At 66.4% G+C, this 21,873-nt stretch carries 21 protein-coding genes; 8 read left to right on the plus strand and 13 right to left on the minus strand.

Features of this window, described 5'->3' with window-relative positions; translation table 11 throughout:
• Positions 1-118 precede the first annotated feature (118 nt).
• Both ACOOFO_RS14140 and ACOOFO_RS14145 read right to left on the minus strand, forming a co-directional pair.
• Positions 119-1,210 (minus strand): DUF2855 family protein, encoded by a 1,092-nt coding sequence (locus ACOOFO_RS14140; RefSeq protein WP_420427391.1) that lies wholly within the window; start codon positions 1,208-1,210, stop codon positions 119-121.
• A 125-nt stretch (positions 1,211-1,335) separates the two neighbouring features.
• Positions 1,336-1,968: a TetR/AcrR family transcriptional regulator gene (locus ACOOFO_RS14145; RefSeq protein ID WP_420427392.1), complete on the minus strand. Its 633-nt coding sequence runs from the start codon at positions 1,966-1,968 to the stop codon at positions 1,336-1,338.
• An 86-nt stretch (positions 1,969-2,054) separates the two neighbouring features.
• Between ACOOFO_RS14145 and ACOOFO_RS14150 the strand changes: the two genes are divergently transcribed.
• Entirely contained in the window at positions 2,055-2,993 is a 939-nt protein-coding gene (locus tag ACOOFO_RS14150) for an oxygenase MpaB family protein (RefSeq protein WP_420427393.1), read from the plus strand.
• A 156-nt stretch (positions 2,994-3,149) separates the two neighbouring features.
• Here ACOOFO_RS14150 and ACOOFO_RS14155 read toward each other — a convergent pair whose 3' ends face one another.
• A complete protein-coding gene (locus tag ACOOFO_RS14155; protein ID WP_420427394.1) occupies positions 3,150-4,250 on the minus strand; it encodes an esterase/lipase family protein in 1,101 nt (366 codons plus the stop codon).
• 167 nt (positions 4,251-4,417) lie between these two features.
• Between ACOOFO_RS14155 and ACOOFO_RS14160 the strand changes: the two genes are divergently transcribed.
• Positions 4,418-5,356 (plus strand): enoyl-CoA hydratase/isomerase family protein, encoded by a 939-nt coding sequence (locus ACOOFO_RS14160; protein WP_420427395.1) that lies wholly within the window; start codon positions 4,418-4,420, stop codon positions 5,354-5,356.
• A gap of 53 nt (positions 5,357-5,409) precedes the next feature.
• Here the strand turns inward: ACOOFO_RS14160 and ACOOFO_RS14165 are convergent, their stop codons facing one another.
• Both ACOOFO_RS14165 and ACOOFO_RS14170 read right to left on the minus strand, forming a co-directional pair.
• A complete protein-coding gene (locus tag ACOOFO_RS14165) occupies positions 5,410-6,792 on the minus strand; it encodes a cytochrome P450 (RefSeq protein WP_420427396.1) in 1,383 nt (460 codons plus the stop codon).
• A 12-nt stretch (positions 6,793-6,804) separates the two neighbouring features.
• Positions 6,805-7,125, minus strand: a complete 321-nt coding sequence (locus tag ACOOFO_RS14170; protein ID WP_420427397.1) for a 2Fe-2S iron-sulfur cluster-binding protein — start codon at positions 7,123-7,125, stop codon at positions 6,805-6,807.
• A 170-nt stretch (positions 7,126-7,295) separates the two neighbouring features.
• Between ACOOFO_RS14170 and ACOOFO_RS14175 the strand changes: the two genes are divergently transcribed.
• Entirely contained in the window at positions 7,296-8,342 is a 1,047-nt protein-coding gene (locus ACOOFO_RS14175; RefSeq protein WP_420427398.1) for an AraC family transcriptional regulator ligand-binding domain-containing protein, read from the plus strand.
• Here the strand turns inward: ACOOFO_RS14175 and ACOOFO_RS14180 are convergent.
• From ACOOFO_RS14180 to ACOOFO_RS14190, 3 genes are read right to left on the minus strand one after another with little or no spacing between them, the layout of a single operon-like run.
• Positions 8,272-10,836: a hypothetical protein gene (locus ACOOFO_RS14180; RefSeq protein WP_420427399.1), complete on the minus strand. Its 2,565-nt coding sequence runs from the start codon at positions 10,834-10,836 to the stop codon at positions 8,272-8,274. The genes ACOOFO_RS14175 and ACOOFO_RS14180 overlap by 71 nt on opposite strands.
• Positions 10,833-12,179: a flavin monoamine oxidase family protein gene (locus ACOOFO_RS14185; RefSeq protein ID WP_420427400.1), complete on the minus strand. Its 1,347-nt coding sequence runs from the start codon at positions 12,177-12,179 to the stop codon at positions 10,833-10,835. The genes ACOOFO_RS14180 and ACOOFO_RS14185 overlap by 4 nt, the downstream gene beginning before the upstream one ends.
• The gene (locus tag ACOOFO_RS14190; RefSeq protein ID WP_420427401.1) at positions 12,176-12,829 is read right to left on the minus strand and encodes a TetR/AcrR family transcriptional regulator; all 654 of its coding nucleotides are present in this window, start codon (positions 12,827-12,829) and stop codon (positions 12,176-12,178) included. The genes ACOOFO_RS14185 and ACOOFO_RS14190 overlap by 4 nt, the downstream gene beginning before the upstream one ends.
• A gap of 101 nt (positions 12,830-12,930) precedes the next feature.
• Between ACOOFO_RS14190 and ACOOFO_RS14195 the strand changes: the two genes are divergently transcribed.
• Complete coding sequence (locus tag ACOOFO_RS14195; RefSeq protein ID WP_420427402.1) at positions 12,931-13,269, plus strand: DUF2834 domain-containing protein; 339 nt, start codon at positions 12,931-12,933, stop codon at positions 13,267-13,269.
• A 67-nt stretch (positions 13,270-13,336) separates the two neighbouring features.
• Here the strand turns inward: ACOOFO_RS14195 and ACOOFO_RS14200 are convergent, their stop codons facing one another.
• A complete protein-coding gene (locus tag ACOOFO_RS14200; protein ID WP_420427403.1) occupies positions 13,337-14,122 on the minus strand; it encodes a hypothetical protein in 786 nt (261 codons plus the stop codon).
• A 309-nt stretch (positions 14,123-14,431) separates the two neighbouring features.
• Here ACOOFO_RS14200 and ACOOFO_RS14205 point away from each other — a divergent pair, with 309 nt between their 5' ends.
• Entirely contained in the window at positions 14,432-15,841 is a 1,410-nt protein-coding gene (locus tag ACOOFO_RS14205; protein ID WP_420427404.1) for an alpha/beta hydrolase domain-containing protein, read from the plus strand.
• Here the strand turns inward: ACOOFO_RS14205 and ACOOFO_RS14210 are convergent.
• The 4 genes from ACOOFO_RS14210 to rssA all read right to left on the minus strand — a co-directional run bounded on the left by ACOOFO_RS14210 (position 15,838) and on the right by rssA (position 19,684).
• Complete coding sequence (locus ACOOFO_RS14210) at positions 15,838-16,635, minus strand: SAM-dependent methyltransferase (protein ID WP_420427405.1); 798 nt, start codon at positions 16,633-16,635, stop codon at positions 15,838-15,840. The two genes, ACOOFO_RS14205 and ACOOFO_RS14210, sit on opposite strands and share 4 nt — an antisense overlap.
• Positions 16,632-17,873 (minus strand): FAD-dependent oxidoreductase, encoded by a 1,242-nt coding sequence (locus tag ACOOFO_RS14215; protein ID WP_420427406.1) that lies wholly within the window; start codon positions 17,871-17,873, stop codon positions 16,632-16,634. The genes ACOOFO_RS14210 and ACOOFO_RS14215 overlap by 4 nt, the downstream gene beginning before the upstream one ends.
• Positions 17,874-17,951: 78 nt before the next feature.
• Complete coding sequence (locus ACOOFO_RS14220; protein ID WP_420427407.1) at positions 17,952-18,713, minus strand: pseudouridine synthase; 762 nt, start codon at positions 18,711-18,713, stop codon at positions 17,952-17,954.
• 50 nt (positions 18,714-18,763) lie between these two features.
• Positions 18,764-19,684 (minus strand): patatin-like phospholipase RssA, encoded by a 921-nt coding sequence (gene rssA / locus ACOOFO_RS14225; RefSeq protein ID WP_420427408.1) that lies wholly within the window; start codon positions 19,682-19,684, stop codon positions 18,764-18,766.
• A gap of 227 nt (positions 19,685-19,911) precedes the next feature.
• On the opposite strand from rssA, the gene ACOOFO_RS14230 reads away from it, so the two are divergent.
• From ACOOFO_RS14230 to ACOOFO_RS14240, 3 genes are read left to right on the plus strand one after another with little or no spacing between them, the layout of a single operon-like run.
• Positions 19,912-20,787, plus strand: coding sequence for a DUF1295 domain-containing protein (locus tag ACOOFO_RS14230; protein WP_420427409.1), 876 nt, complete (start codon positions 19,912-19,914; stop codon positions 20,785-20,787).
• Positions 20,784-21,293, plus strand: a complete 510-nt coding sequence (locus ACOOFO_RS14235; RefSeq protein ID WP_420427410.1) for a DedA family protein — start codon at positions 20,784-20,786, stop codon at positions 21,291-21,293. Before ACOOFO_RS14230 ends, ACOOFO_RS14235 begins: the two co-directional genes overlap by 4 nt.
• Before the next feature lie 36 nt (positions 21,294-21,329).
• On the plus strand, positions 21,330-21,872 hold the full coding sequence (locus tag ACOOFO_RS14240; RefSeq protein ID WP_420427411.1) for a protein disulfide oxidoreductase: 543 nt from the start codon (positions 21,330-21,332) through the stop codon (positions 21,870-21,872).
• Position 21,873: the final 1 nt, after the last annotated feature.

A 21,873-nucleotide genomic window follows, 5' to 3' on the forward strand; every position in this document is an offset into this window, starting at 1 on the left:
CAAGGTCCAGCGCCGAGGGGTGGCATTTCCACGATGGGTGGATGCGCGTAGCAAGACGCGTGCGCGCCCGGCGCCAGCCTGGCCCGCCACTGCGGTTCCGTGCTGCCCGGTGCGTTGGCTACAGCTGGATCACATGCCCTTCGCGCGGCGCGACCTCACCTGCAAGAAGCTGCGCAAAGATGGCGCGCGCGGCCTCCAGGCCTTCGCCCGTCTTCACCTGCAGCAGGTCGTGCTGCGGATCGCTGACGTGCGCGTGAAAGCGTGCCCATGCGGAGCCCAGACGCTGGCCGAATGCTTCAGCGCCCCATTCCGCCATGCGCTTGGCGATCTGGTCCGGTGCGAAGAAAAAGGTGGGTGGCGGCCCGGGCAGATCCTGCTGGCCGGGCAACTCGGTGGTTTGTGCCGAGCCCACCACGCAGCTGTAGCGCAGCGCCTGGAAGTGGCCGTGCACCTCGGCGCGTAGATCGCGGTTGCCCGATAGATCCACATAGAGCGTGGGGGTATCCGGGGCCAGATCCCGAAGCGCGTCGTAGGTCACGGTGCGGTGGTAGCAGCCCGAGCCTGCCACGAACTCCGCGTTCCGCTGTGACGTCAGGCCAACGGTCTCGAAGGCATTACCAATGCAGAAGGCCGTGCCGTAGGCCGTCTTGCTGGAGGCGCTGGACAGCACGACGCGCTGCGCGCCGAAGCCCTCGTGATCGGCGATGAAGTCCGCCAGCGTGAAGGCGGTCATGTACAGCGGTCGGTACAGTGCCTGGAAGGCCTCGGTCTCGGGCGTATAGAGCGGATCCTGCGTACAGCGGAAGTACTGGTTGTAGACGGCCGGCAGGGCCTGGCGATGGGCCGTGGCATCGCGAAAACCATGGGCGCCGATCTTGTCGGGCTGCACGCGCAATACCGTGGCGGGTGGCCAATAGCCGTAGAAGCGCTCGCCCACCTCGACCCCTTCGACCCGGGAGCCGATGACCGTCGCGAAGCCCCAGACCGGGACCAGACCCCAATCCTCATCGCCACTGGGAAAGAAATCCCAATATCGCATCGCCTCGCCGTAAGCGGCATAGGTGACATTGTTCGTGGTCAGCGAAAACAATTCGGGCGCCAGCAGGGCCTCGCCCTCGGCGGGTGGCGCTGGCGGGGGCTGCTCCTCCACGCGCATGTCTTCCAGCGCGGTTTTGCGGGTCAGCAGGCGACAAGTGTTCGGCAGCGGCATGGTGGTCTCCTCTCGTTGTTGTGGCACCGTGGCAACGCTTGGCACACAGTAGCGCGGTAGGGCCATGCCTGATACGTCCGCCCAGGACAACGTGCCCGCGCAATTGAATCGCTTTTGCCCGCGCGTCAGACGCCGCTGAAAGCGCGGTGCATGCTCCTGCCGAAGAAATCACCCAGCGCTTCGATCGTCCAGTCATTCTCCGCATCGAGGAACAGGCGTACGGCCGCTTCACAGGACGAGATGAACAACTCGGTGATGACCGGGAGCTTGCGATCGAGATCGTCCACCTGCCACCAGCGCTTCAGCGCCGGGCCGAGCCATTGCGAGGCACTGCGACTCACGATGGCGCGCGCCTGCTGGAAACGACCGGCCACCGCGGGGTCCGGGTGCGCGACAAAGACCAGACGCCAGGATTGCGGCCGATCGGCCACCACGCGAAGCAGTGCCTGATAGCCCGCAACGAAAGCGGCCTCGGGGTCGTCTCCCCGTGCGCGACGCAGCGCATCCAGGGTGGCGGTGAGCATGTGTTCACTTTCCCGCGCCAGCAGCGCTTCCAGCAGTTCGACGCGATCCGCGAAGCAGGAATAGACCACCGGACGACTGACTCCGAGGTGCTCCGCGACGGCGCTCGAGGTGACGGCGGCGATGCCGCGTGCCACCGCAATCTCGAGGGCAGCATCCAGGAGTTGTGGCCGGCGGCGCTCTGGCCCCAGATGGGCGGCTCTGCTGCGTAGCTTTTCTCGAGCGGTCGTGGTCATGCCAGCAATTTACTACATGCTTGTAGCTTTTTCCTACACTCGTGTATAAAGTTGGCATCCTCACGACATCAGCAGGTAGCACCGCCATGACCGCCAATACCCACGAGCCCATGCGCACTCAGGACTACGGTTTCTTTGGACCCGGCTCGCCGAGTTGGAAGATCTGGACCGCTCCGACCTCCTTGATCGGCTTTCAGCGCGCCGTGGTACTCGAGCATTTCGACCCCTTCCTGGCTGCCGCAGTCGCCGACATGCGGGGCATCTACAGCAACCCCGCGCGGCGGCTGGATCGCACGCTGGCCTACTTTCTGACCATCGCCGTGGCCGACAGCCGCACCGCAACGGAGGCATCCCGCCTGTTGATGCGGGTGCATTCCCAAGTGACCGGCGTAGAGCCCATCAGCGGGAAGCGCTACAGCGCCAACAACCCGGATTCGCAGTTGTGGATTCACATCACCGGCTGGCATTCGGTGCTCAAGGCCTACGAGATGTATGGCCCGGGTCCGCTGCCTGCCGATGAGGAACGGCGCTACTGGGAAGAATGCGCGATTGCCGCCAATCTGCAGACCTGCAACCCGGCTGATGTACCGCGTTCGCGCCAGGGTGTTCGCGACTATTTCGAAGCGGTGCGGCCGCGTCTGTGTACCTCGGAACGGGCCCACGAGGGCATGCATTACTTGCTTCGCACCCCTGCCGCGAACGCCGGCATCGCCTTCTGGGCGATCAGCCGGATGCTCGCGCCCGCGACCATCGCCACGCTGCCGAAATGGATGCGCGTGCTCGGCGGCTTCGATCAGACGGCGCTGATCGACGGCATCGCCCCACCTCTCATCCGCGTGGTCACCACCTTCGGCCAGTGGCCCGTGCTCAAGGTAGCGGCCTTGCGCTTGAGCGCTCCACGCACCGCGCGGATCATGGGTGAACACCACCGCGGCGACCAGCCGCGCAACACCCACACGGTACCCCCGGTCAATGTCCGCGAGCAGCGCGAGCATTTGGAACCCGTAACCGCAAGCGCGGGTTAGCCATCACCATGCGGCCTTGCTTCGGCCGGCGCGTAGGCTCGGTGCCCACGACCGTGCCCGCACACTGGTCCTGAAGCCGCCCGTCAGCAAAGTCCTGCAGACGCAGCAGGACAAAGGCCAAGGCCGGATGTCCCGAAAGGCATCCGGCCTTTTTCCTTATTCGCCGTCCGAAGCCGCGGGAAGATCGTCCTGCGCGTAGGGCTTGAGTGGCGGCTCGCCGGTGGCGAGGTGTGGGTCCGGCGGACCACCCTGCAGCGTCGTTGCCACGATGGTGAGCAGATCCTGTGCGCGCTGCGGCATCACCAGCGTCTGCAGATCAATGGGCACCAGCCCGCAGAGTTCCGCCGCGCCCCCTGCGCGCTCGGGATCGGCCGGGCCCGGCTTGCTGATAGCGTCCAGCGCAAGGGCAAAGGCGAGCGTATCCGTGGTGCCGATGCTGAAATGCTCCGCCAGATGACCGGGACAGACATCCTGCAGCAGGATGTTAGCCACCTTGGGATTGTCCTTACCGAAATCCAGCGCCGCCGTCGGCACCGGTGCCGCGGGTTGCACCAGCTCGTCAAAAAGGGTGTAGAGATTGGTGTAGTCCACGTCCCCTGGTGTTTCATCGTCAGCGTTGAGCACCGCGACGAAATTGGAGTCCGGAGCGAACTGATAGAAGGCCTCTGGCGCCGTGCCGATGGGCAAGCCATTCAGGCCCAGCAATTCGAGGAGGGTCTCGCCAACAGCGGCGGGAATGGCGACGCTGGTGCCGTGGTTCGGTCCGGCAATCAGCACGAAATCGGCTACGGCCTCGCGTGCTGATGCCCAGTGCTTGAGCGCCCAGCGCGGCATGGTGGCGCCTTGGCTGTGGCCGATCATCGCCACCTTGCGGCCGGTCTCGGCAAAGATGGCGCGCAGCGCGTGCACGATGTACTCGGCCGAAATCTGCTGATCGATCAGTCCGCGATCCGGATAGGTCACGATGCAGACGTCGAAGCCGCGTTCGACCATTTGCGGGGTATAGAACACCGTGAACTGTTCCGTACCGGTGGTGGTTGTGCCGTGCACAAGCAGAACCGGCGGCTTGTCCGGGTTCTCGAACGGCGTACAGTTGAGCGCCGCATCGCGGGCTTCGACGCTGGTCTCCAACTCGGGCTCGGCGGACACCATGGCGGTGCCGCCATCGCTGCCTCCGCCGCAGCCGGCAAGCAGACCGGCGGCAAGCAGAAAGGGAAAAAGTCGGGGTGTGTTCTTTGTGATCGTTGTTGTCTCCATGGCGAAAGCATCGCGTCTTGGAATGGGCATTGCAACCGATGGATCAGTAACCGCGCTCGCGCGATCGATAACGCCCCCGTGCGGCACTGCGACGGGCTGTCATCGCCCCGCTTGTTTTGCGATGATCCAGACAGACCACAACAACGACACACACAGGAGACACCGGCATGGGTCATATCACGCTGGAGCAGCGCGGCCGTTTGTTGATCGCGACACTGGATAATCCGCCGCACGGATTGATGGATCAGGGCTCGGTGGATGACCTGGACGCGCTGGTGAAGCGTGCCGATGCCGACGCTGAGATTCGCGCCGTCATCCTCACCGGCGCCCATCCAACCCGTTTTGCCGCGCACTACGATGTGCGCGAGATTCTCGAGGCCGTCAATGCCGCGCCCTCGGTAAGTCGCAATACCGCCGCTGCCCTGCTGCATGCGGTGCGCAGCGCCACGAGCCTGCCCGGCGTGACCCGCGCCCTGCAGGGTACGCCGCTGGTCGGCCTGACCAAGATCCTGCACCTGCACGATCTCTTTCTGCGCATGAACCGCAGCAATGTCGTCTATGTCGCCGCCATCAACGGTTCGACCATGGGTGGAGGCTGCGAGCTGGCGCTGGCCTGCGACCGTCGCATCATGGCCACGGGCGATTTCGTCATCGGCCAGCCCGAGGTCCTGCTCGGCTTTCCGCCGGGTGCGGGCGGCACACAGCGCCTGGCGCGCCTGCTGGGCACTGGAAAAGCGCTGCGCATTGCCCTTGATGGCATGCCGCTGAGCGCGCAGGAAGCGCACGACATCGGCCTCGTCGACGCCCTCGCCGATCCGGCCGAGGTGCTGGCGACCGCCGTCGCGCACGCCGAGCGCCTGGCGAGCCGGCCCGCTGCGGCCATCGCGGGCATCAAGCGCGCCGTCTACGAGGGCGGCTCCCTACCGCTGGCTGAAGGCCTGATCACCGAAGCCGCCGAGTTCCTGGCCACCGCCGGCACCAGGGAAAGCAAGGCGCTGATGCAACGCTATGTCGAGGAGCTGGACCGGCTGGACGATGTGCCGGCCTACCACACCGAACGCCTGCGCCACTTTGCCAAGGCGGGCCGCTTCCCCGACGCCTGCTAGGCGGACCAGCCGACACCCACTGCCGTGGCGGTCGCGCTCGCCGTCCGGGCGCCTCAGGCCTCGGCGTTGAGCTTGACCATCATGCGGGAGTAGCCGCGCACGAAGTTGGACTGCACGTACTCCGGCTCGCCCTGCACCTCGATACGTTCGAAGCGCGGCAGCAGTTCCTCCCAGAGAATGCGCAGCTGCATTTCGGCCAGCCGATTGCCCATGCAGCGGTGGATGCCGAAGCCGAAGGAGAGGTGGTTGCGCGCGCCCTTGCGGTCGATGATGAAGGCGTCGGGGTTGTCGATGGCGCGCTCGTCGCGGTTGCCGGAGGCGTACCACATGACCACCTTGTCGCCCTTGCGGATGGTCTGATCGCGCAGCTCCACATCCTGCTTGGCAACGCGGCGCATATAGGCCAGCGGCGTCTGCCAGCGGATGATCTCGGAGACCATGTTCGGGATCAGCTTGGGATTGGCCTTGAGCTTTTCGAATTCGTCCGGGAAGCGGTTCATGGCCAGCACGCCGCCGGTCATGGAATTGCGCGTGGTGTCGTTGCCGCCGACGATGAGCAGGGCCAGATTGCCCAGAAACTCCATGGGGCGATGGATCAGATCCTTGGTGTCCTCGTTGTTGAGCATCAAGCTGATGACATCGAAACCGGGCGCCTCGCCGGCCTGCTGCCGTGCCTGCTTCTCGTGCCACAGGCCGGAAAAGGCCTTGGCGACTTCGGCCACTGCCGGAAAGAGTCGGTCGCGGTCCGCGAGGCCGCCGGTGGTTTCCGGGCTGGCGGCGGCAATGTCCGACCACTCCACCAGCTTGTGCCGCTGCTCGTAGGGGAAGTCGAGCAGGGTGGCGAGCATGCGCGCTGTGAGTTCGATGGACACCGTGCGCACCCAGTCGAAGGGACGATCCAGCGGCAGCCCGTCGAGCACTTCCCGCGTGCGGCTGCGGATCAGGTCCTCCATCTCCTTGAGATTCTGCGGCGCCACCACGCCCTGGACTGCGGCGCGCTGCTTGGTGTGGCGCGGCGGGTCCATGGCGATGAAGGTCTCTACCGCCAGACCGGGCGGGCGATCGCCCAGCGTGATGATGGGCTCGGCAGAGAAGAGTTCGTGACTCTTGTCGACGAAGAGAATGTCCTCGTAGCGCGTGATCGACCAGAAGGGCCCGAAGGCACTGCGCTTCTGATAGTGCACCGGCCGCTCGTCGCGCAGGCGCTGGTAGTAGGCACGCCACTGCCCTTGCCGCCAGAGGAAGGGGTTGCTGAGATCAATGTCCTCGATCTTCAGCGTGGAGACATCGGGCAGCGGCGCTTCCACGAAGCGCGGCGCCGAGGGCACCAGCCCGGCCCGTTCCAGGATCTGCTGACCCAGTTGGGCGGCCCGAATCTGCCAGTGCATGGGCACCAGCGACGCGCTCAGATTCATTGCAGTGGTGGCAATACGCATGACCCTGTCTCCTTACATCTGGAATTCGGGGAGTCGGAGCACGAGACCATCGAGGGCCTCGGTGACCTTGATCTGGCAAGCCAGACGCGAGGTCTCCGCCTTCTCCGGCGTGATCTCCAGCATCTGCTGCTCAGCCTCGTGCATGGTGCCGGTCCTGTCGAACCATGCCGGGTCCACGATGACGTGGCAGGTGCCGCAGGCGCACTCGCCCCCGCAGTCCGCATCGATGCCGGGGACGAGATGATCGGCGGCGTGCTGCATCAAGGATTTCCCCACCTCGATATCCACTTCGTGGGCAGTACCGTCGTGTTCAATGAAGGTCAGTGTGGCCACGCAATGCTCCTCTTCTTGTCGTTGGCCTGGCGCACCCTGCGCAGGCTCCTGTCGAGGTTGAAAGACTGCGCCCGACACGGGCGGGCCAACAGGTCGAAAATTGACAGGAGGGAGTCATTTCAAGACACTGCAATCACACCCGCCGGCGAGACCTGCCGCTGCACGCTTCCATGCCCCCCGGCGCCGACCACGCCCATGCCAGCATCCCGACGAATTACACCCGTGTGATTGCGCAGGAGCTGGGCATGAACGCACGCGAGCTGCCCAGCCTGCTGGCGGGCACCTCACTGACCGCCGACCGGCTGCTGGATGACCGCACGCGGCTGAGCGGTGAAGAGCAGATCCGCATCCTTGAGAATGCTCTGGCGCTGTCCGGTGACCCGAACCTGGGCCTTCGGGTTGGGGCACGGCTGACCCCGGCGGCGCACGGAGCCATGGGCTTTCTTGCCAGCAGCAGCTCCAATCTGTTGGCAGCGCTCTACGCCTTCCAAAGCTTCCTGCCCACGCGCGTCAGCTTTGCGCGTCTCGTGCTGCACCAAAGCGAGCGCGAAGTCCGCCTGCATGCCTACTTCGATATGGAGATGCGCCCAGAGGTCCGACGCTGCGTGGCGGAAACCTGCGCCACCGCCTTCTTCGCCTGCGCTGCCTTCATCATCGGACGGCCGGTGCATGAAGCCGAAACCCACTTCGCCCATCCCGATCCGGGTGCAGAAGGCCGCTACCGCGAGATGCTGCCGGGGCGGGTGGTCTTCTCCAGCGAACAGATGCAGCTGCGCATTCCGCTGGCGGTCTGCGAAATCCCGAACGCCTCGGCCAGCCGCGAGAGCTATGCCCTGGCGCAGCAGCAGTGCGAGGCCCTGCTTGCCGAACTGCGTCAGCGTCCCGACAGCCTGCGCCGACAGATCGAAACCATGATGCTGTCGCACCCCGGCAGTGCCCTCAGCGAGACGGCCGCGGCCGAGGCCCTGTTCATCAGCAAGCGCACCCTGGCGCGACGCCTGAAAGCCGAAGGCACCGGCTTCCGGCAGATTCGGGACGATGTCCTCGCCTGCCTGGCGCGCGACCACCTGCTCGACAACCGGCTCTCGGTGGATGCGGTGGCCGCCTTGCTCAACTACCACGACAGCGCCAACTTCCGGCGCGCCTTCAAGCGCTGGTATGGCGTCTCACCGGACCGCTATCGTCTCGAGGCGCGACAAGCCCACGACGCAGCATGAGCAGGGCCGCGAAAAAGGCCAACCAGAGCAGCCCGCCGGCACTGCCGCTGCCGTCGCTGGATGCCAGGCTGAGGCTGCGATAGCGCAGGCCGATGCCCGCCTCATCCTCGTGCTGCCACGCCACCAGGATGCGCGACCCGGCCAGTCGGCTGGCATCCGGCGCACGCGCATGGGCCGTGTCGGCGGCGTCGTCGATGCGCTGGAGTGCACGGCCTTGGCGTGCAAGCAGCACATCGCTGAAGCCGCTGCGCTGATCCTCGAAGACCACGGCCCATTGCCCTGCGATCCAGAGCGGGCGCGGATAGCGCTGTACCGCACCGGCCACGGCACTGGGATCGACCAGGATACTGGGTCCCCAGCGACCCGCCTCGTGACGACGCAGCATGATCCTGCGCCCGCCGGCCCCGTCGTCGGCTTCCCACGCCACCAGCAGAACCCCGGAGGATGCATCGAGCCGCGGACGATAGGCCGCGGCACTGGCAGACAAACGCTCGCGCGGCCCGAAGCGCAGGCTGCTCGCGTCTCCGCTTGCGCCCCAGATGGTGGCGATGCCCTGGGCGTCCTGCTCCTGCCAGACGGCGTAGAGACGGCCGTTGTCCATCTGCACCACATCCGCATGGGCCTGCCCGCGCGTTTCGCCGGCACTGCGCCCGGCCAGAACGTTGTCGGAAGCCTGCAGCGGACCGCCGTCGACGCGCACACTGGGCGACCAACGGGACGCATCCTCGCTGCGCGCCAGCCGAATCTGTGGCTTGACCCAGGGCCAGCGCAGATCGCTCCAGATGGCGAGGGCGCTGCCGTCCTTCAGGCGCAGCAGACGCAGATCCGCGTGCCCTCGCTCCCGCAAGGTGCCCGCCTCGCGCTCGGCGTCATCCACGCGTTCAGGGGCGCTGCCTTGGCCATCGCCTGTCAGCGTGGCGGACTGTACATCCCAGTTCTCGGTGGCGAAATCCAGCCAACCCACCAGACTGCCTTCCCCTGCACCGATGGCGGCACCACTCCACTGGTTGTCGAAATGATCGTAGGCAGTGGCCGCGCGCGGGGCCACCCACGCCGCACTGGAGAAACGCGCACCGTCGAAGGCCGCTACCGCCACGTTCTGTCGTGCTTCGCCCGCCGTATCCACGAAGGCCAGGCGCAGGGCTTCGCCCTCCCCGCCCAGGCGCGGCAGGAGCTGATCACCCGGCCGCTCGATGCGCTCGGCAGCCTGCGTTGCAGGCGCCGGACGTGCCTGTAGCTTGGGACGCGGTGGCAGTCGGAGATCGGCGAAGACGACATCGCTGGCGTAGGCGTTCTCCAGGGCATCCCCCGAACCGGGGAGCATGGCGCGCGCACGCTCGGCCAGCATCGGTCGCAGGCCTTCGTCGCACAGGCTCTTTGGCGATTGCTCCAAGGTGCTCCAATCGCCGACCGCGGCCCAGCCGTACTCCGGCCGCTGTCCCATCAGACACAGATCCGGATCACCGCCGGGGGCCTCCACCGCGATGAAGGGCTGGCCGTCGAAATCGAGATCGCCAAAGTTGCCGGTCAGCATCGGGGTGACATTGATCTTGAGGCCGGGGTGCTTCTGCAGCATCCACCAGCCACCCCGCTGGAACTTGTCCGGCGGCCACAGATCACCGCGCGGCGCGCCCCAGCTGCCGAAGGCTTCGGGCTGAATCAGCAACTCGGCGTTGATCTGCTCCAGCCGCTCGTTGACGTCGATCATCCAGGCGTCCTTGCTGATCACCGTGCCCACGCGGGCGAAGGGCAGGTCGAGCACGGGCAGATCCACCGTCTCGATGCCGAGCAGGCCGAGCCCCAAGGTCCGCTCGCGCTCGATCGGCACCAGGTAGGCCTTGTCCTGCACGCCCAGCAGGCTGCCGTCGGGTCCGAAGAAATAGTTCCGATTGCGGATATCCGCATCGGCTGGGCGGAAGCCGTCACTGGCATCCGGCGCTGCGCCCCACAGCACCGCGGTGGCGGCGTCCACGCGCTCGAAGGGCGCAAGGTTGCTGCTGATGGTGATGTAGACGTCATACTCGGCAGCCAGCGCAGAGAAGGTATCCACCGCGAGGCGCGCCAGCGTGTCGGTCACGGCCAGTTGCAGCAGCTGGCCGGGCGACTGCGCGGCGGATGGGAAGCGTGCCAACGCCAGCGTCTCCTGCGGTGCGTAACCCGGCGCCAGGCTGATCAGGGCAGCAATGGCGCCCGCGCTGTCCAGCACGGCGCGACCCGGCGCACCGCGCAATCCCACCAGATAGGCCATCAGCGTCTGGTTTTCGGGATAGGCCACCAGATTGGGAACATCGGCGCGCAGATGCGGCGCGATCTCGGCTTCGAACTGCTCGCGGATGGCGGCGCGAAAACTGGCAATGCTGGTGACATCGTCGAGGCGATGCATGTGCGCCACCGAAAACAGCCGCATGTCGCGTGGCTCTGCGGCGCCTTGCGCCCAGAGTCCGGGGCTTGCGAGCAGAAGCAGCCCCGCAAGAACGGACTTCCAGCGGTTCATGCCAGCGCCTCCAGCACCTCGCCGGCCGCGCGCTCCCCTGACAACAAGGCGCCTTCGATATACCCGCACCAGGCTTCGGCGGTTTCGGTGCCCGCCCAATGGATCGCGTCGCAGGGTTCCCGCAAGGCAGGGCCAAGCCGACTCAGCGTGCCCGGTGTGGGCACGCCGGTATAACAGCCGCGGCTCCAGGGGTCGGCGATCCAGTCCTGATCCACATAGTCGATCGGCTGCGCCGCCTGTGCGCCAAAATGCGCGACCAGACTGTCGATAACGGCGCGCTTGCGCGCCTCCGGCCGCCCGCTCCACTGCACGGCCTCGGCGCCGTCGATAAAGCCCACGAGCAGGCCAACACTGCCATCGGCCGGGGAGTTGTCGAATACCGGGCTGAATACGGCCGACTGGGAGACCAGTTCTCCGGACAGGCCTTGCGCGCGCCAGAAGGGCTGCGCGTAAGCGACCTGGCATTTGATGACCGAACCCATTGGCATGCGTTGCGCGAGCTGCTCGCGCGCTGCGGAGACAGGCGCCATGGCGATGCGCCCGGCCAGCGCAGGCGCCATGGCCACGATGGCGCGCCGCGCGCGCAGCGTGCCGTCCGTGCTGTGCACCGCCACGCCATCACTGTCCTGGGCGATGGCCGTGACCGGTGCGTTCAGTCGCAGGTCCGCGCCCAGGGGTTCCGCCAGATGGCTGGCCAGGGCATGCATGCCGCCTTCCACGGTAGCGGCCTGCGCGCCCTGCACGGTACTGGTGAGGGTTTCGAAGTCGCCGTTGGCGGCAAGGTAGTGCAGGAAGGCCAGCATGGAGATTTGATCCGCCTCGACGCAGAGCACCGCGCGCGTGGCGATGTCGAACAGCGCCCGGCCGTCCGCGGTGGGCAGATTGCGGTCGCGCCATTGCGCCAGCGTGCAGGCATCCAGGGCCTCGGCCTGCGCGGCCTGCCAGGGCGCGTCGCCCGGCACGCGCTGCTGCAAGCGGCGCAGTCGCCAAAGCACCCAGCCCATGCCGGCGATGGCACCGGGGGAGACCGGCGGAATCAGGCCGCGATAGCGCTTCTGGCGCCCACCGATGGCAAGCAGCTTGTCGCCCTCGACATACTGCGGCTTCAGCGCGCGGCCGGCCTCCTTGGCAAGCGCGGTCAGACGATCATGCCCGACGCCGACCCATTGGCCGCCCAGATCGATGGTCTGTCCCGCCAGACTGCCCCGCATGACCCGTCCGCCGACCCGCTCGCGCGCGTCCACCACCTGCACGCGCTTGCCTGCCTCGCGCAAGCGGCGTGCCGCCGCCAGACCGGCAAAGCCGGCACCCACCACGACCGCGTCCAACGCACTTTCCTTCATCCCTTCGTCTCCACCAGCGTGCCGCGCAGGAGCGCGAGCCCGGTATCCAGTCGCGCCTTGACGGCGTCCTCGTCCTCGCCTGCCAGCAACTGCAGGATCAATCCATCCATCAAGGCCACTGCGGTACCGGCCAGACATTGCAGATCGGCGTCGTCCCGCGACGTACCGGCGGCCTCGGCCAGCACCTCGCCCAGCATGGCGACATAGCCCTGGTACTGCCGACGCGCGAGCGCGGCATCGCCGTTAGGGTGCAGCGCCGCCAGCGTCAGCTCGTACTGCACCTTCTGCAGTGCGCGGTCCGCGCGTACGTGGCGCCAGTAGGCCTCGGCCAGGGCCGCCAGCGCAGCATCCAGGTCGGGTGCCTCACGGGTTGCTTCCTGCAAGGCCTGTCGCGTGGCGGCGTGCACGCGCTCGAGTACGGCATCGAGCAAGGCCTGCTTGCCGGGAAAGCTGTAATGCACCATCGCCTGCGTCATACCCGCCGCTTCGGCGATGGCGCGCGTGGTGGCCGCCGCCAGGCCACGCTCGCCGATCAAGCGGATGGCCGCTTCCAGAAGGCGCTCTCGCCGTGCCTCACCATCGCGCTTTCCGGGCGGTCTCCCTCGGCGACGCACCGGTGCTGCCGGCGTGCCGGCCATTGAATTAGTCATACGATTAATTTTTACCGATGACGGCTTGACGCGCAAGCGGCGCGGAAGCCCAAGGCGCCGGCGCGGCATACTCGCCCGCACACACATGAGGGGGATGCACGATGTCCGAGAACACCTTTACCGCCGCCATGGTGGCTGCCGCCGCGCTGTTCACGGCCGTCTTCGCTGTGGTGGTGGTGCCGCCACTGATGGCACAGCCCGACATCATCGGCGCATTCGCCGCTGGCTTCGTGAATCCCTATGCCAGCGGCTACTCCACCGACGTCATCGTCTGCTGGCTGATTCTGGCGGCCTGGGTGCTGTTCGAGGCGCGACGCTACGGCGTGCGCTACGGCTGGGTCTGCCTGCTGCTCGGCATCGTGCCGGGGGTGGCGGTGGGCTTTGCGCTCTACCTGCTGTTGCGACGCAGGTACGTGCGGGAAGCGAGCGCGATGGGCTGACGCGCTCCTGGCGGACGCAATGGCCTAGCAACAACCGCGTGCGCACGATAGGTCGCCGACCAGCGGTTCACTGCTCCGTCAATGCTTCAACCACCAACCGAAGCGTGCGGCCATTGATACCCATGCCGGTGTGGGATACGTCGGCCTCGATATATCGTGCATCCGCATGTTGCGGATCCCGTGTGGAGTAGGAACCCACGATCCCGTCGGTCGGGCTCACGATGGCCGTCACCGGGCAGCGGATCGGCCTTGCATTGCGACGTGCCACTTCAGCTTCGATCCAGTCGAGGTCCATGCCACGCCGCCGGAATACCTTGGCGGCACGGGTGTACTTCGGCCCGCCAATCACGGGGGAGCCAAGCGTGACGACCTGATCGACCTTACCGGGCAAGTCGCGCGCGACCTCTCTTGCGATGGTGCCGCCCAAGCTCCAGCCCACCAATGCAATGGGGGCGCCGTAGGCCTCCGCACGTTCGCGAACACGCGCCACCATCAGATCGCACAAGTGCGGGACTCCGCCTTCACCGCGATACGGACGATTCAGATCAAGCCCCCAGCTGATATCCGCCGGATCATGCGGCCGATCCAGGCCGGCGAGATTCCAGCCGAGCCCCCACCCCTCTGGTAGGAAACCGTGCAACCGAAGGTAGGTTCGCATGGGCGCCATGGCGTGGTCTCCCCCGCCGAAACCGGGGAGCACCATGACGCGTCGCCCGTTGCCCACTGCCTGTGGGCGGCGCAGCGCCGTGCCAGCCAGCCTGAAGGGCAGTGTCGTGATGTCGGCCAGCGCGCGAGCTTCACGCCAGGCCAACCCAGAGGCTGGAGGCGCCAGTGAAGGCGTGTCCGCTGTCATGGAGGGATGCTGATCCATTGATGGAGGGAGACCTCTGTCGACTGCGACACCCTGTGCATCACCTTTCGCCATCCCAGGCTCAGCGTCTGAGGGTCGCGCTGTACTGTCGCGTAGAGAATAGGCGCTGACAGATGTGGTGCGGCCGACGGTCTATCCCTCGTCGAGGGGATGAAGAACGCGCGATGTCGCGCGCCTTATCCGCAGGCCAACGCCGACGACAGCGAAGGCCCGTCCTTGGCAGTTGCCTCATTCGGATCATGTCATCGCAGCCCGGGTCCGGATACTGACTCCCAGGCGAGGAGAGACGCGATGAATACAAAGAAAAAGACGTGGGCCGCAGTGGTGTTGCTGCTTGGCTTGAGCGGATGTCAGGGCGGGCAGGACACGGAAGGGAGGCCGACACCTGCCTCTGCGCGCTTCGATGGGCCGGTAGGCGCTGCAGGCCTGTATGGCCACCCGATGTGGGACCACTGGTTCGACATCGGCGAGGTGGGCTACGTCGAAGAGGAGTTCTTTGTAGCGGGCCGCGCCCGCGAGCACGCCGGTGACGGCGAGGCGGACTACGTCACCCGCGTCATCGTGCGCCGGCCGAGGCAGGCGGCCGATTTCAACGGCACCTTGCTGCTGGACTGGGTGAATGTCACTGCCCAATTCGAGAATGCGGTCGATACCCTGGCGGCCCACCGCTTCTTCCTGCGCGAAGGCTATGCCTATGTGCATCTCAGCGCGCAGGCCGCCGGCCTGTGCTGTTCTCCGCTGACGCCGACGGTCTGGGATCCCGTGCGCTACGCCGCGCTAAACCACCCCGGTGACACCTATGCCTTCGACATGGTCAGCCAGATCGCGCGCGGTTTCCGTGCACCGGTGGGTACGGACCCCATGGGTGGCCTTCGACCCGAGGTCATTCTGATCATGGGCCAGTCACAGTCCGCCATCCGCCTGCACCAGTATGTGAACGAGGTACAGGCGCGCGCACGGGCCATCGATGGCTTCCTGATTCATGCCGACGTCGGCGCCGGCAAGGATTTCGGCACCGCCCCGCCCGCTCCGGTGCTGCATCTGCTGAGCGACCTGGAAGCCGAACCGGAGGCACCGACCGCCACCTCCAACTATGTGCTCTGGGAGGTCGCCGGCGCAGCCCATCAGGATCTCTGGGTCGGGGAGCACCAGGTCCTTGGCCAGTCGCGGCGCGTGGTCGCGCATCTGCCCAAGCAGCCCATGGCAGAGGACGACCGCCTGCATGCCATCGCCGGCAACTATGGTGAGCAGCCCGACCCGGCCCTCGGGCTCTGCGTGGTCGCGGGCGCAGCCTTTCCGATGCGCTATGCCGTGGCCAGCGCCATTGATCATCTGGACCGCTGGGTTCGGGATGGCGTACTGCCGCCGCAGCCGCCCCGCTACCAGTTCGACGAGGACGGCAATCGGGCCGTCGACGATCTCGGCAACACCCTCGGTGGCCTGCGTTACCCGCCCATCGACGTGCCGGTGGCGCGTTATCAATCCACCACCTGCGAACTCGGCGGCATCACCATCCCGCTGACCGAACTGGAACTGCTGCAGCGCTACCCCAGCCACGGCGACTATCTTGCACAGATGCAGACCGCCACAGAAGCCAGCGTCACGGCCGGCTATCTGCTGCCGGAAGACGCCGCCGAGCTGATGGAACGCGCCGCGGCAGCGCGCAATCGCTGGCCACTGGATGCGCTCACGGGCAACTAGGGCCGCGCCGCGACGATGAGCGCATAGCCCAGGCAATGACGCGCCGCCGTCCGTGCGATGACGGCGGCCGTGGTGGCGAACTTCCTGCGGTCGCGCGCGGGCATGCGCTGGTGCCGCCCCGTTGCGCGCCACCAGCGCGCGAAACCGGCAAGGACGGCGTCGGTGATGTCATCGAAGCGCTCGAGCACCAGACCTTCCACCTCCAGTTCCGCGCGGTAGGCGTCGCGCTGATGCAGGTTGGCGTAGGGAATATGGCTCAGCCTGCATAGGCCGCGCAGCGCCACACGCTCCGCCAAGCCGGGCGGCCGCGGCAGATAGAGGTCGGTCAGCGCGAACCGACCTCCGGGGGCCAGTTGCTTGGCCACCTTGCGCAACACCTCCGCGCGCGACGCGAAGTGATAGGCGCAATCCAGGGCGATGACCTTGTCGAAGACAGCTGGCGCGGGCAGCGGCAGGGCGTCTTCAGCGCGGGCATCCAACACCGTGTACGCCTCGGCCTCGGGATGCGCACGCGCCACCGCGTTCTGGCTGGCGGATGGATTGACCCCGGTGAGCTGACGCACGCCATAGGCACGATGCCAGAGCCGCAACTGCTCGCCCATGCCACAGCCGAGGTCGAGTACGCGGTCGGCCGCCTGCAGCCCGGCCGCATCGGCAAGCTGCCGCGCAAGCGCCTCGGCGGCCTCGGGGTAATGACGCGCATGAGGCCAGTACCCGAAATTCGACCAGACCGTGTCGTGCCCCGACACCGCGTTGAGCGCCTTCTCGGCGGTATCAAAGCGCTCGCGGCTCACCCGATGCGCTCGGCCACCTGTCGCGCGGATCGCGCGGCGCTCTCCAGCAAAGGCACGCCGCTTTCCGCATAGGAGCCGCAGAACCAGACGCGGCGGTCGCGCTCGGCATGCATATCCCGTATTTGGGCCAGGCCCTGCTCGCTGGCGGCATCCACCACCGGGCGCTCGAACTGTGCCTGAGCATGGACCTGCGCCGCATCGGGGGCGCGCAGCGGGTTCCAGGTCTGGAAAGCGTCCGGCGCCTCGGCGGCGATAGGCAGCACGCGATTCAGCCAGATGCTGGCCATTGGCCGCGCTGCGCCGCGTTCCCGGAAGAAATTCACCGGCGACCAGTCGCGCCGCCGCGCCGGCATCAGGCGCGGATCGGTATGCACGATCACTTCACTGGTCTCGTAACGGAAACGGGCCAAGGCGTCGGCTTCCGCGCCCTGCGCGGCATCGCCCAGCAGACGCAGCGCCTGATTGCCCTGCGTGGCCAGGACCAGGTGATCGAAATCGTGACGCTGGCCGTGGCCATCTTCGACCTGGACCCCCTCACGCTGGCGTTCGATGCGCTGCACGCCAGCCCCCAGGTGCAGCGCAGCGCAACGCTGTGACAGCCGGTGCACAACGTGATCGGCGCCCTGCACCGTGCGGCTCACGCCTTCGAGCAGCACGCCGCGGCTGAGGTAGTCCAGCACCACGGACGCGGGGTAGCGGCGCACACTATCGACATCGCAGGTACCGATGGCGGCGAAGGTGGGCAGCAGGAAATCCTCGATGAAGGCTTCGGAGAGACCTCCGTCATCGAGATACTGCTGCAGGCTGACGTGGCCCCCGGCGAGGCGGGCGCGATCACGCCGGGCGCGCGCGTACAGGCGCGCGAGATCGGTGACGATGTGGCGCGTGCGGCGCCCCAGCGGCTGCCCTCCCCCCAGAAAAGGCACGGATACGCGCTGCCAGGGTCGCCAGTTGCGATAGCGGAAATAGCAGCGCCCCTCCAGATCGCTGAAGGACGCCGAGTAATCCGATGCGGTAATGGCGATGCCGGCCTCGGCATAGAGCGCGGTCAGCGTCGGGTAGTAGCCGCGGTAGAGCACGCGCAGTGGCATGTCCACGCGCGCCCCGCCCCATTCCAGCCCGCGCGCCGCCATGCCCAGTTCGGGCTGCTTTTCAAAGAGATGCACCTCGTGCCGTGCACCCAGAAACCAACTGGCGGCAAGACCCGCAATGCCGGAACCGACTACCGCAATCTTCATCGCCTCATCCCCATCTGTCTGCGGCGACCATAGCCGAGCGCCGTGCATGGCGACCACCGTACGCGGCAGTAGCAGACCTCAAGCGGATACCGCATCCACAGGGACGGACAGGCCCAGTGCCGCCAAGGTGGATTGAAAATCCGCCTGCAATGGTGCGCGCAGCTCGAGGGCTTGGTTGCTCTGCGGGTGGGTGATGCGCAAGCCGACCGCGGCCAGATACAGCCGGTGATAGCCGCGCCACGCATGGAAGAGATGATTGTGGTGGCGATCGCCATGGTTGACGTCGCCGATGATGGGATGGCCGATGTGATTGAGATGGCGACGGATCTGATGCTTGCGTCCCGTTTCCGGTTGCAGCGCCAGCAGGGCATAGCGTTGCTGCGGAAAGCGGCCGAGCGGCTGGTCCAGGGTGGCGGTGGCAAGACGCCGGAAAAGGGTACGCGCGGGTTGCGGTGCGGCGTCGCGCAAGGCCGGCCCGTCCGCCAAGGCATCGGCCTTGTAGCGCAGCGGCTTGTCGATACAGCCCTGCACGGGCGGCCAACCGCGCACCAGTGCCAGATAGTGCTTTTCTACCTCTCGCTGCTCGAATTGACGGGAGAGGTGACGGGCGCTGTCGCCATCAAGCGCGAACAGCAGAAGCCCGGAAGTCGCCTTGTCCAGTCGATGCACCGCGTGTACGCGCTGCCCGACGCAGTCGCGTGCCATCTGCAGTGCAAAGCGCGTCTCGTACCGGTCGATAGGCGAGCGATGCACCAGCAGGGCCGCCGGCTTGTGAACCGCAAGCAGCGCATTGTCTCGGTGGATGACGCTAAAGGCGTTCAGGTCGCACTGGCTTTGCATGGCGGGACTGTAGGCGCTTCCCCTTCGTGGACGGCCGGCAATGCCTTGACCTACTGGCCATCCTCCATGCCGACCCAGCCGCGAATGACTTCCTCATGCTGCGCGATGAGGCGGCGACCTTCGGCGATGGCCTCTTCGGCACGGTGGAAGTCCATGAAGGCAAAGTCCGGAAGCAAGGGATTCAGCGTGATTTCCGGTGGGTCACCCGCCATGCGGCTGCGCGTGACGCGGTCCTGCATGATGTTGACGCTGTTGGCGATGACGTCGAAGAGGCCAGGATCCTCGTCCTCGTTGTCGCTATCGCTCTTGGAGAAGGAGGTCAGTACGCGTTCCCAGAAGCCGGCTTCGCCCTTGTTCTCCTCTGCCTGCTTGCGCGCCTGTTCGCGGCTGGCCTTGGACAGATGAGAGCTGATGAGCTGGGTATTGAGATTGACCGCAATGACGATGTCCGCACCCAGCGCCCGCGCGGTGGACACCGGGACCGGGTTGACGAGGCCGCCGTCGAGCATCCAGCGGTTGTCGATGCGCACCGGCGAGAACACACCTGGGATGGCGCAGGAAGCCCGCGCCGCGGGAAGGATCGGTCCACTGGTGAACCAGCGTTCGCGCCCGGTCTTCATCTCGGTGGCCACACTGGCATAGCGCTGTTCGAGGTCCTCGATGTTCGGGTTGCGATAGCCCTCCTGGAAGAATCCGAACAGCTTTTCGCCCTTGACCACGCCCCCGGCAAACTTGATGTCCATGAGGTTGAACACATCCCGCGGCGTGAGCTTGCTGACCCAGTCGGCGAATTCATCGAGCTGACCGGAGACGTAGACCGCACCCACCAGTGCGCCGATGGAGGTGCCCGCGATGACCTGCGGTCGAATCCCCATTTCCTCGAGCGCCTGGATGATGCCGATATGGGCCCAGCCGCGCGCCGAGCCGCTGCCCAGTGCCAGACCGATGACTGGTGCGCTTGTGTCCGCCATATGCCGCCTTCCCTGTTGGTTGCTGCCTGAGGCCGTGCTGCCGCCGTGCATGGTAGAGAAGCTGCGCACCTCACACGATCACGCGAAGCAGGTGCGCGAACGCCCCATCCGCTGTATCTCTGCCTTGGCGTCGCCTGCGACGGACTTCGTCGTGCCTCATCCTTGGTTCACAATGCCAGCTCCGCCGGTCGCACCAAGGCCGGTGCCCATCATTCAGGGAGCGTGTTGTGAAGAACAGCGTGGCTTTTCTCGTCAGTGTGCTTGTCACCGGCCTTGCGCTTGGTCTCGCCCTGTTGCTGGATGACGGCGCCCAGACCGTACTGGGCTTACCGCTGCTGGTGACTCTCGCCCTGTTCGGTTTCGTCGTGCAGTGGGCGGTATTCGTGCCGTCCTTTATCGGACAGACCGAGCACTACTACGACCTTGCCGGCGCGCTCACCTACGCCAGCGTGATCATGCTCGCTGCACTGTTGAGCACGCCGGATGCCCGCGGCGCGGTCATCACGGCGCTGGTGCTGCTCTGGTGCGGACGCCTCGGCAGCTTCCTGTTCATGCGCGTGAAGCGCAGCGGCAAGGATGGCCGCTTTGACGACATCAAGCCGCACTGGGGACGCTTCTTCATGGCCTGGACCTTCCAGGGGCTGTGGGTCTTCATGACACTGCTCGCGGCCCTGGTTGCAATCACCAGCACCGTCACCAAAGCCTGGGACGTCTGGGCGAGTATCGGATTGCTCATCTGGTTGGCCGGTTTCGCCATCGAGGCCACTGCGGACCGTCAGAAGAGCCGCTTCAAGGCCGACCCCGGCAACGATGGTCGCTTCATCCGTCATGGGCTGTGGGCGTGGTCGCGCCACCCGAACTACTTCGGCGAGATCGTGCTGTGGACGGGCATCGCAGTGATGGCCACACCGCTGATGCAGGGCTGGCAGTGGCTGGGCTGGGCATCGCCGGTCTTCGTGTGCTGGCTGCTGACCCAGGTCAGCGGCATCCCGATGCTGGAAAAGCGCGCCGATGAAAAATGGGGTGGACAGGCCGACTATGAAGCGTACAAGGCTGCGACCCCGGTGCTGATTCCGTGGCCGCCCCGGCAGGGCACGCAATGATCGAATCCATCCTTGTCTGGGCGGGCGAGCATCGCGAGCAGGCGGTCTGGCTGGTTCCGCTGCTGGCCTTCATGGAAACCTGCGTCGGCATCGGGCTCTTTGTGCCCAGCCTGATGCTGGTCATCGTGACCTCGGTGTTCTATGCCAACGACTGGGCGAATCTGTGGGTGATGGCCACCATGGCCATGATCGGCTCATCACTGGGCGACCACGTCGGCTACTACGCCGGCCGCGCCATCGGGCACCGCGTGCACCATTGGCGCGTCATCCAGCGCAATGCCGAACGGTGGGAACGCACCGAGACCATGGTCCGACGCTACGGCGTGTGGGCCATTTTCATCGGGCGCTTCATTCCCGCCATCCGCAGCCTGGTCCCGGCCATGATGGGGGTGACGGAATTCGAGCGCGCGCGCTACACCCTGTTCGATGTCGCCGCCTGTAGCCTGTGGGCGCTAGGCCTCGTGGCCATCGTCAAGGGCGCGCACACGCTGTTCCTCCCGTCCTAGGCCGACAGCCGCGCGGATTCCAGGCAGACACACGGCATGTCAGCCGCCCCTCGTACCACGCCCACGAATCCTCGCCTCGGACGAGGACCGCGCTGGCGCCGCTGGCTGGTGGATGCGCTGATCATCGTGATGATCGTTGCAGGGGTCCGGCTGTGGATGCAGCGCGGCATGGCGGATGGCGAAGCCCCCGAGATCGCGGCCAGCACGCTCGATGGCACGCCGGTGCTGCTGTCACAGTACGCGGACGAGCCGGTGCTGGTGCATTTCTGGGCGACCTGGTGCGCTGTGTGTGGCCTGACTCAGGCCGGGGTGGACCGTCTGGCTGAAGACCGGCCAGTGCTGACGGTCGCGCTACGCTCCGGCACGGTCGAGGAAGTCGAGCGCCACCTGCAACGCGAGGGGCTGCGCCACCCGGTCCTGCTCGACCCTGATGGCGCTATTGCTGCACGCTTCGGGGTGCAGGGCGTGCCGGCCTCCTTCATCGTCGATACCCAGGGGCGCATCCGTTTCCGCAATACCGGGCTGACGCCGGCCTGGGAGCTGCGTCTGCGCATGGCCTGGATCGACTGGCGCAGCTAGC

The sequence above is a fragment of the Algiphilus sp. genome, from assembly GCF_965216485.1.
In the GTDB taxonomy this organism is placed as follows: domain Bacteria; phylum Pseudomonadota; class Gammaproteobacteria; order Nevskiales; family Nevskiaceae; genus Algiphilus.

Bases quoted from the DNA above. Each gene is read 5' to 3' on its own strand.
- ACOOFO_RS14185 (WP_420427400.1), bottom strand. From the start codon at position 12,179: ATGAAGGAAAGTGCGTTGGACGCGGTCGTGGTGGGTGCCGGCTTTGCC.
- ACOOFO_RS14205 (WP_420427404.1), top strand. From the start codon at position 14,432: ATGAATACAAAGAAAAAGACGTGGGCCGCAGTGGTGTTGCTGCTTGGC.
- ACOOFO_RS14235 (WP_420427410.1), top strand. From the start codon at position 20,784: ATGATCGAATCCATCCTTGTCTGGGCGGGCGAGCATCGCGAGCAGGCG.
- ACOOFO_RS14220 (WP_420427407.1), bottom strand. From the start codon at position 18,713: ATGCAAAGCCAGTGCGACCTGAACGCCTTTAGCGTCATCCACCGAGAC.
- ACOOFO_RS14150 (WP_420427393.1), top strand. From the start codon at position 2,055: ATGACCGCCAATACCCACGAGCCCATGCGCACTCAGGACTACGGTTTC.
- ACOOFO_RS14240 (WP_420427411.1), top strand. From the start codon at position 21,330: ATGTCAGCCGCCCCTCGTACCACGCCCACGAATCCTCGCCTCGGACGA.
- ACOOFO_RS14145 (WP_420427392.1), bottom strand. From the start codon at position 1,968: ATGACCACGACCGCTCGAGAAAAGCTACGCAGCAGAGCCGCCCATCTG.
- ACOOFO_RS14215 (WP_420427406.1), bottom strand. From the start codon at position 17,873: ATGAAGATTGCGGTAGTCGGTTCCGGCATTGCGGGTCTTGCCGCCAGT.
- ACOOFO_RS14160 (WP_420427395.1), top strand. From the start codon at position 4,418: ATGGGTCATATCACGCTGGAGCAGCGCGGCCGTTTGTTGATCGCGACA.
- rssA (WP_420427408.1), bottom strand. From the start codon at position 19,684: ATGGCGGACACAAGCGCACCAGTCATCGGTCTGGCACTGGGCAGCGGC.
- ACOOFO_RS14165 (WP_420427396.1), bottom strand. From the start codon at position 6,792: ATGCGTATTGCCACCACTGCAATGAATCTGAGCGCGTCGCTGGTGCCC.
- ACOOFO_RS14180 (WP_420427399.1), bottom strand. From the start codon at position 10,836: ATGAACCGCTGGAAGTCCGTTCTTGCGGGGCTGCTTCTGCTCGCAAGC.
- ACOOFO_RS14200 (WP_420427403.1), bottom strand. From the start codon at position 14,122: ATGACAGCGGACACGCCTTCACTGGCGCCTCCAGCCTCTGGGTTGGCC.
- ACOOFO_RS14195 (WP_420427402.1), top strand. From the start codon at position 12,931: ATGTCCGAGAACACCTTTACCGCCGCCATGGTGGCTGCCGCCGCGCTG.
- ACOOFO_RS14175 (WP_420427398.1), top strand. From the start codon at position 7,296: ATGCCCCCCGGCGCCGACCACGCCCATGCCAGCATCCCGACGAATTAC.
- ACOOFO_RS14190 (WP_420427401.1), bottom strand. From the start codon at position 12,829: ATGACTAATTCAATGGCCGGCACGCCGGCAGCACCGGTGCGTCGCCGA.
- ACOOFO_RS14155 (WP_420427394.1), bottom strand. From the start codon at position 4,250: ATGGAGACAACAACGATCACAAAGAACACACCCCGACTTTTTCCCTTT.
- ACOOFO_RS14140 (WP_420427391.1), bottom strand. From the start codon at position 1,210: ATGCCGCTGCCGAACACTTGTCGCCTGCTGACCCGCAAAACCGCGCTG.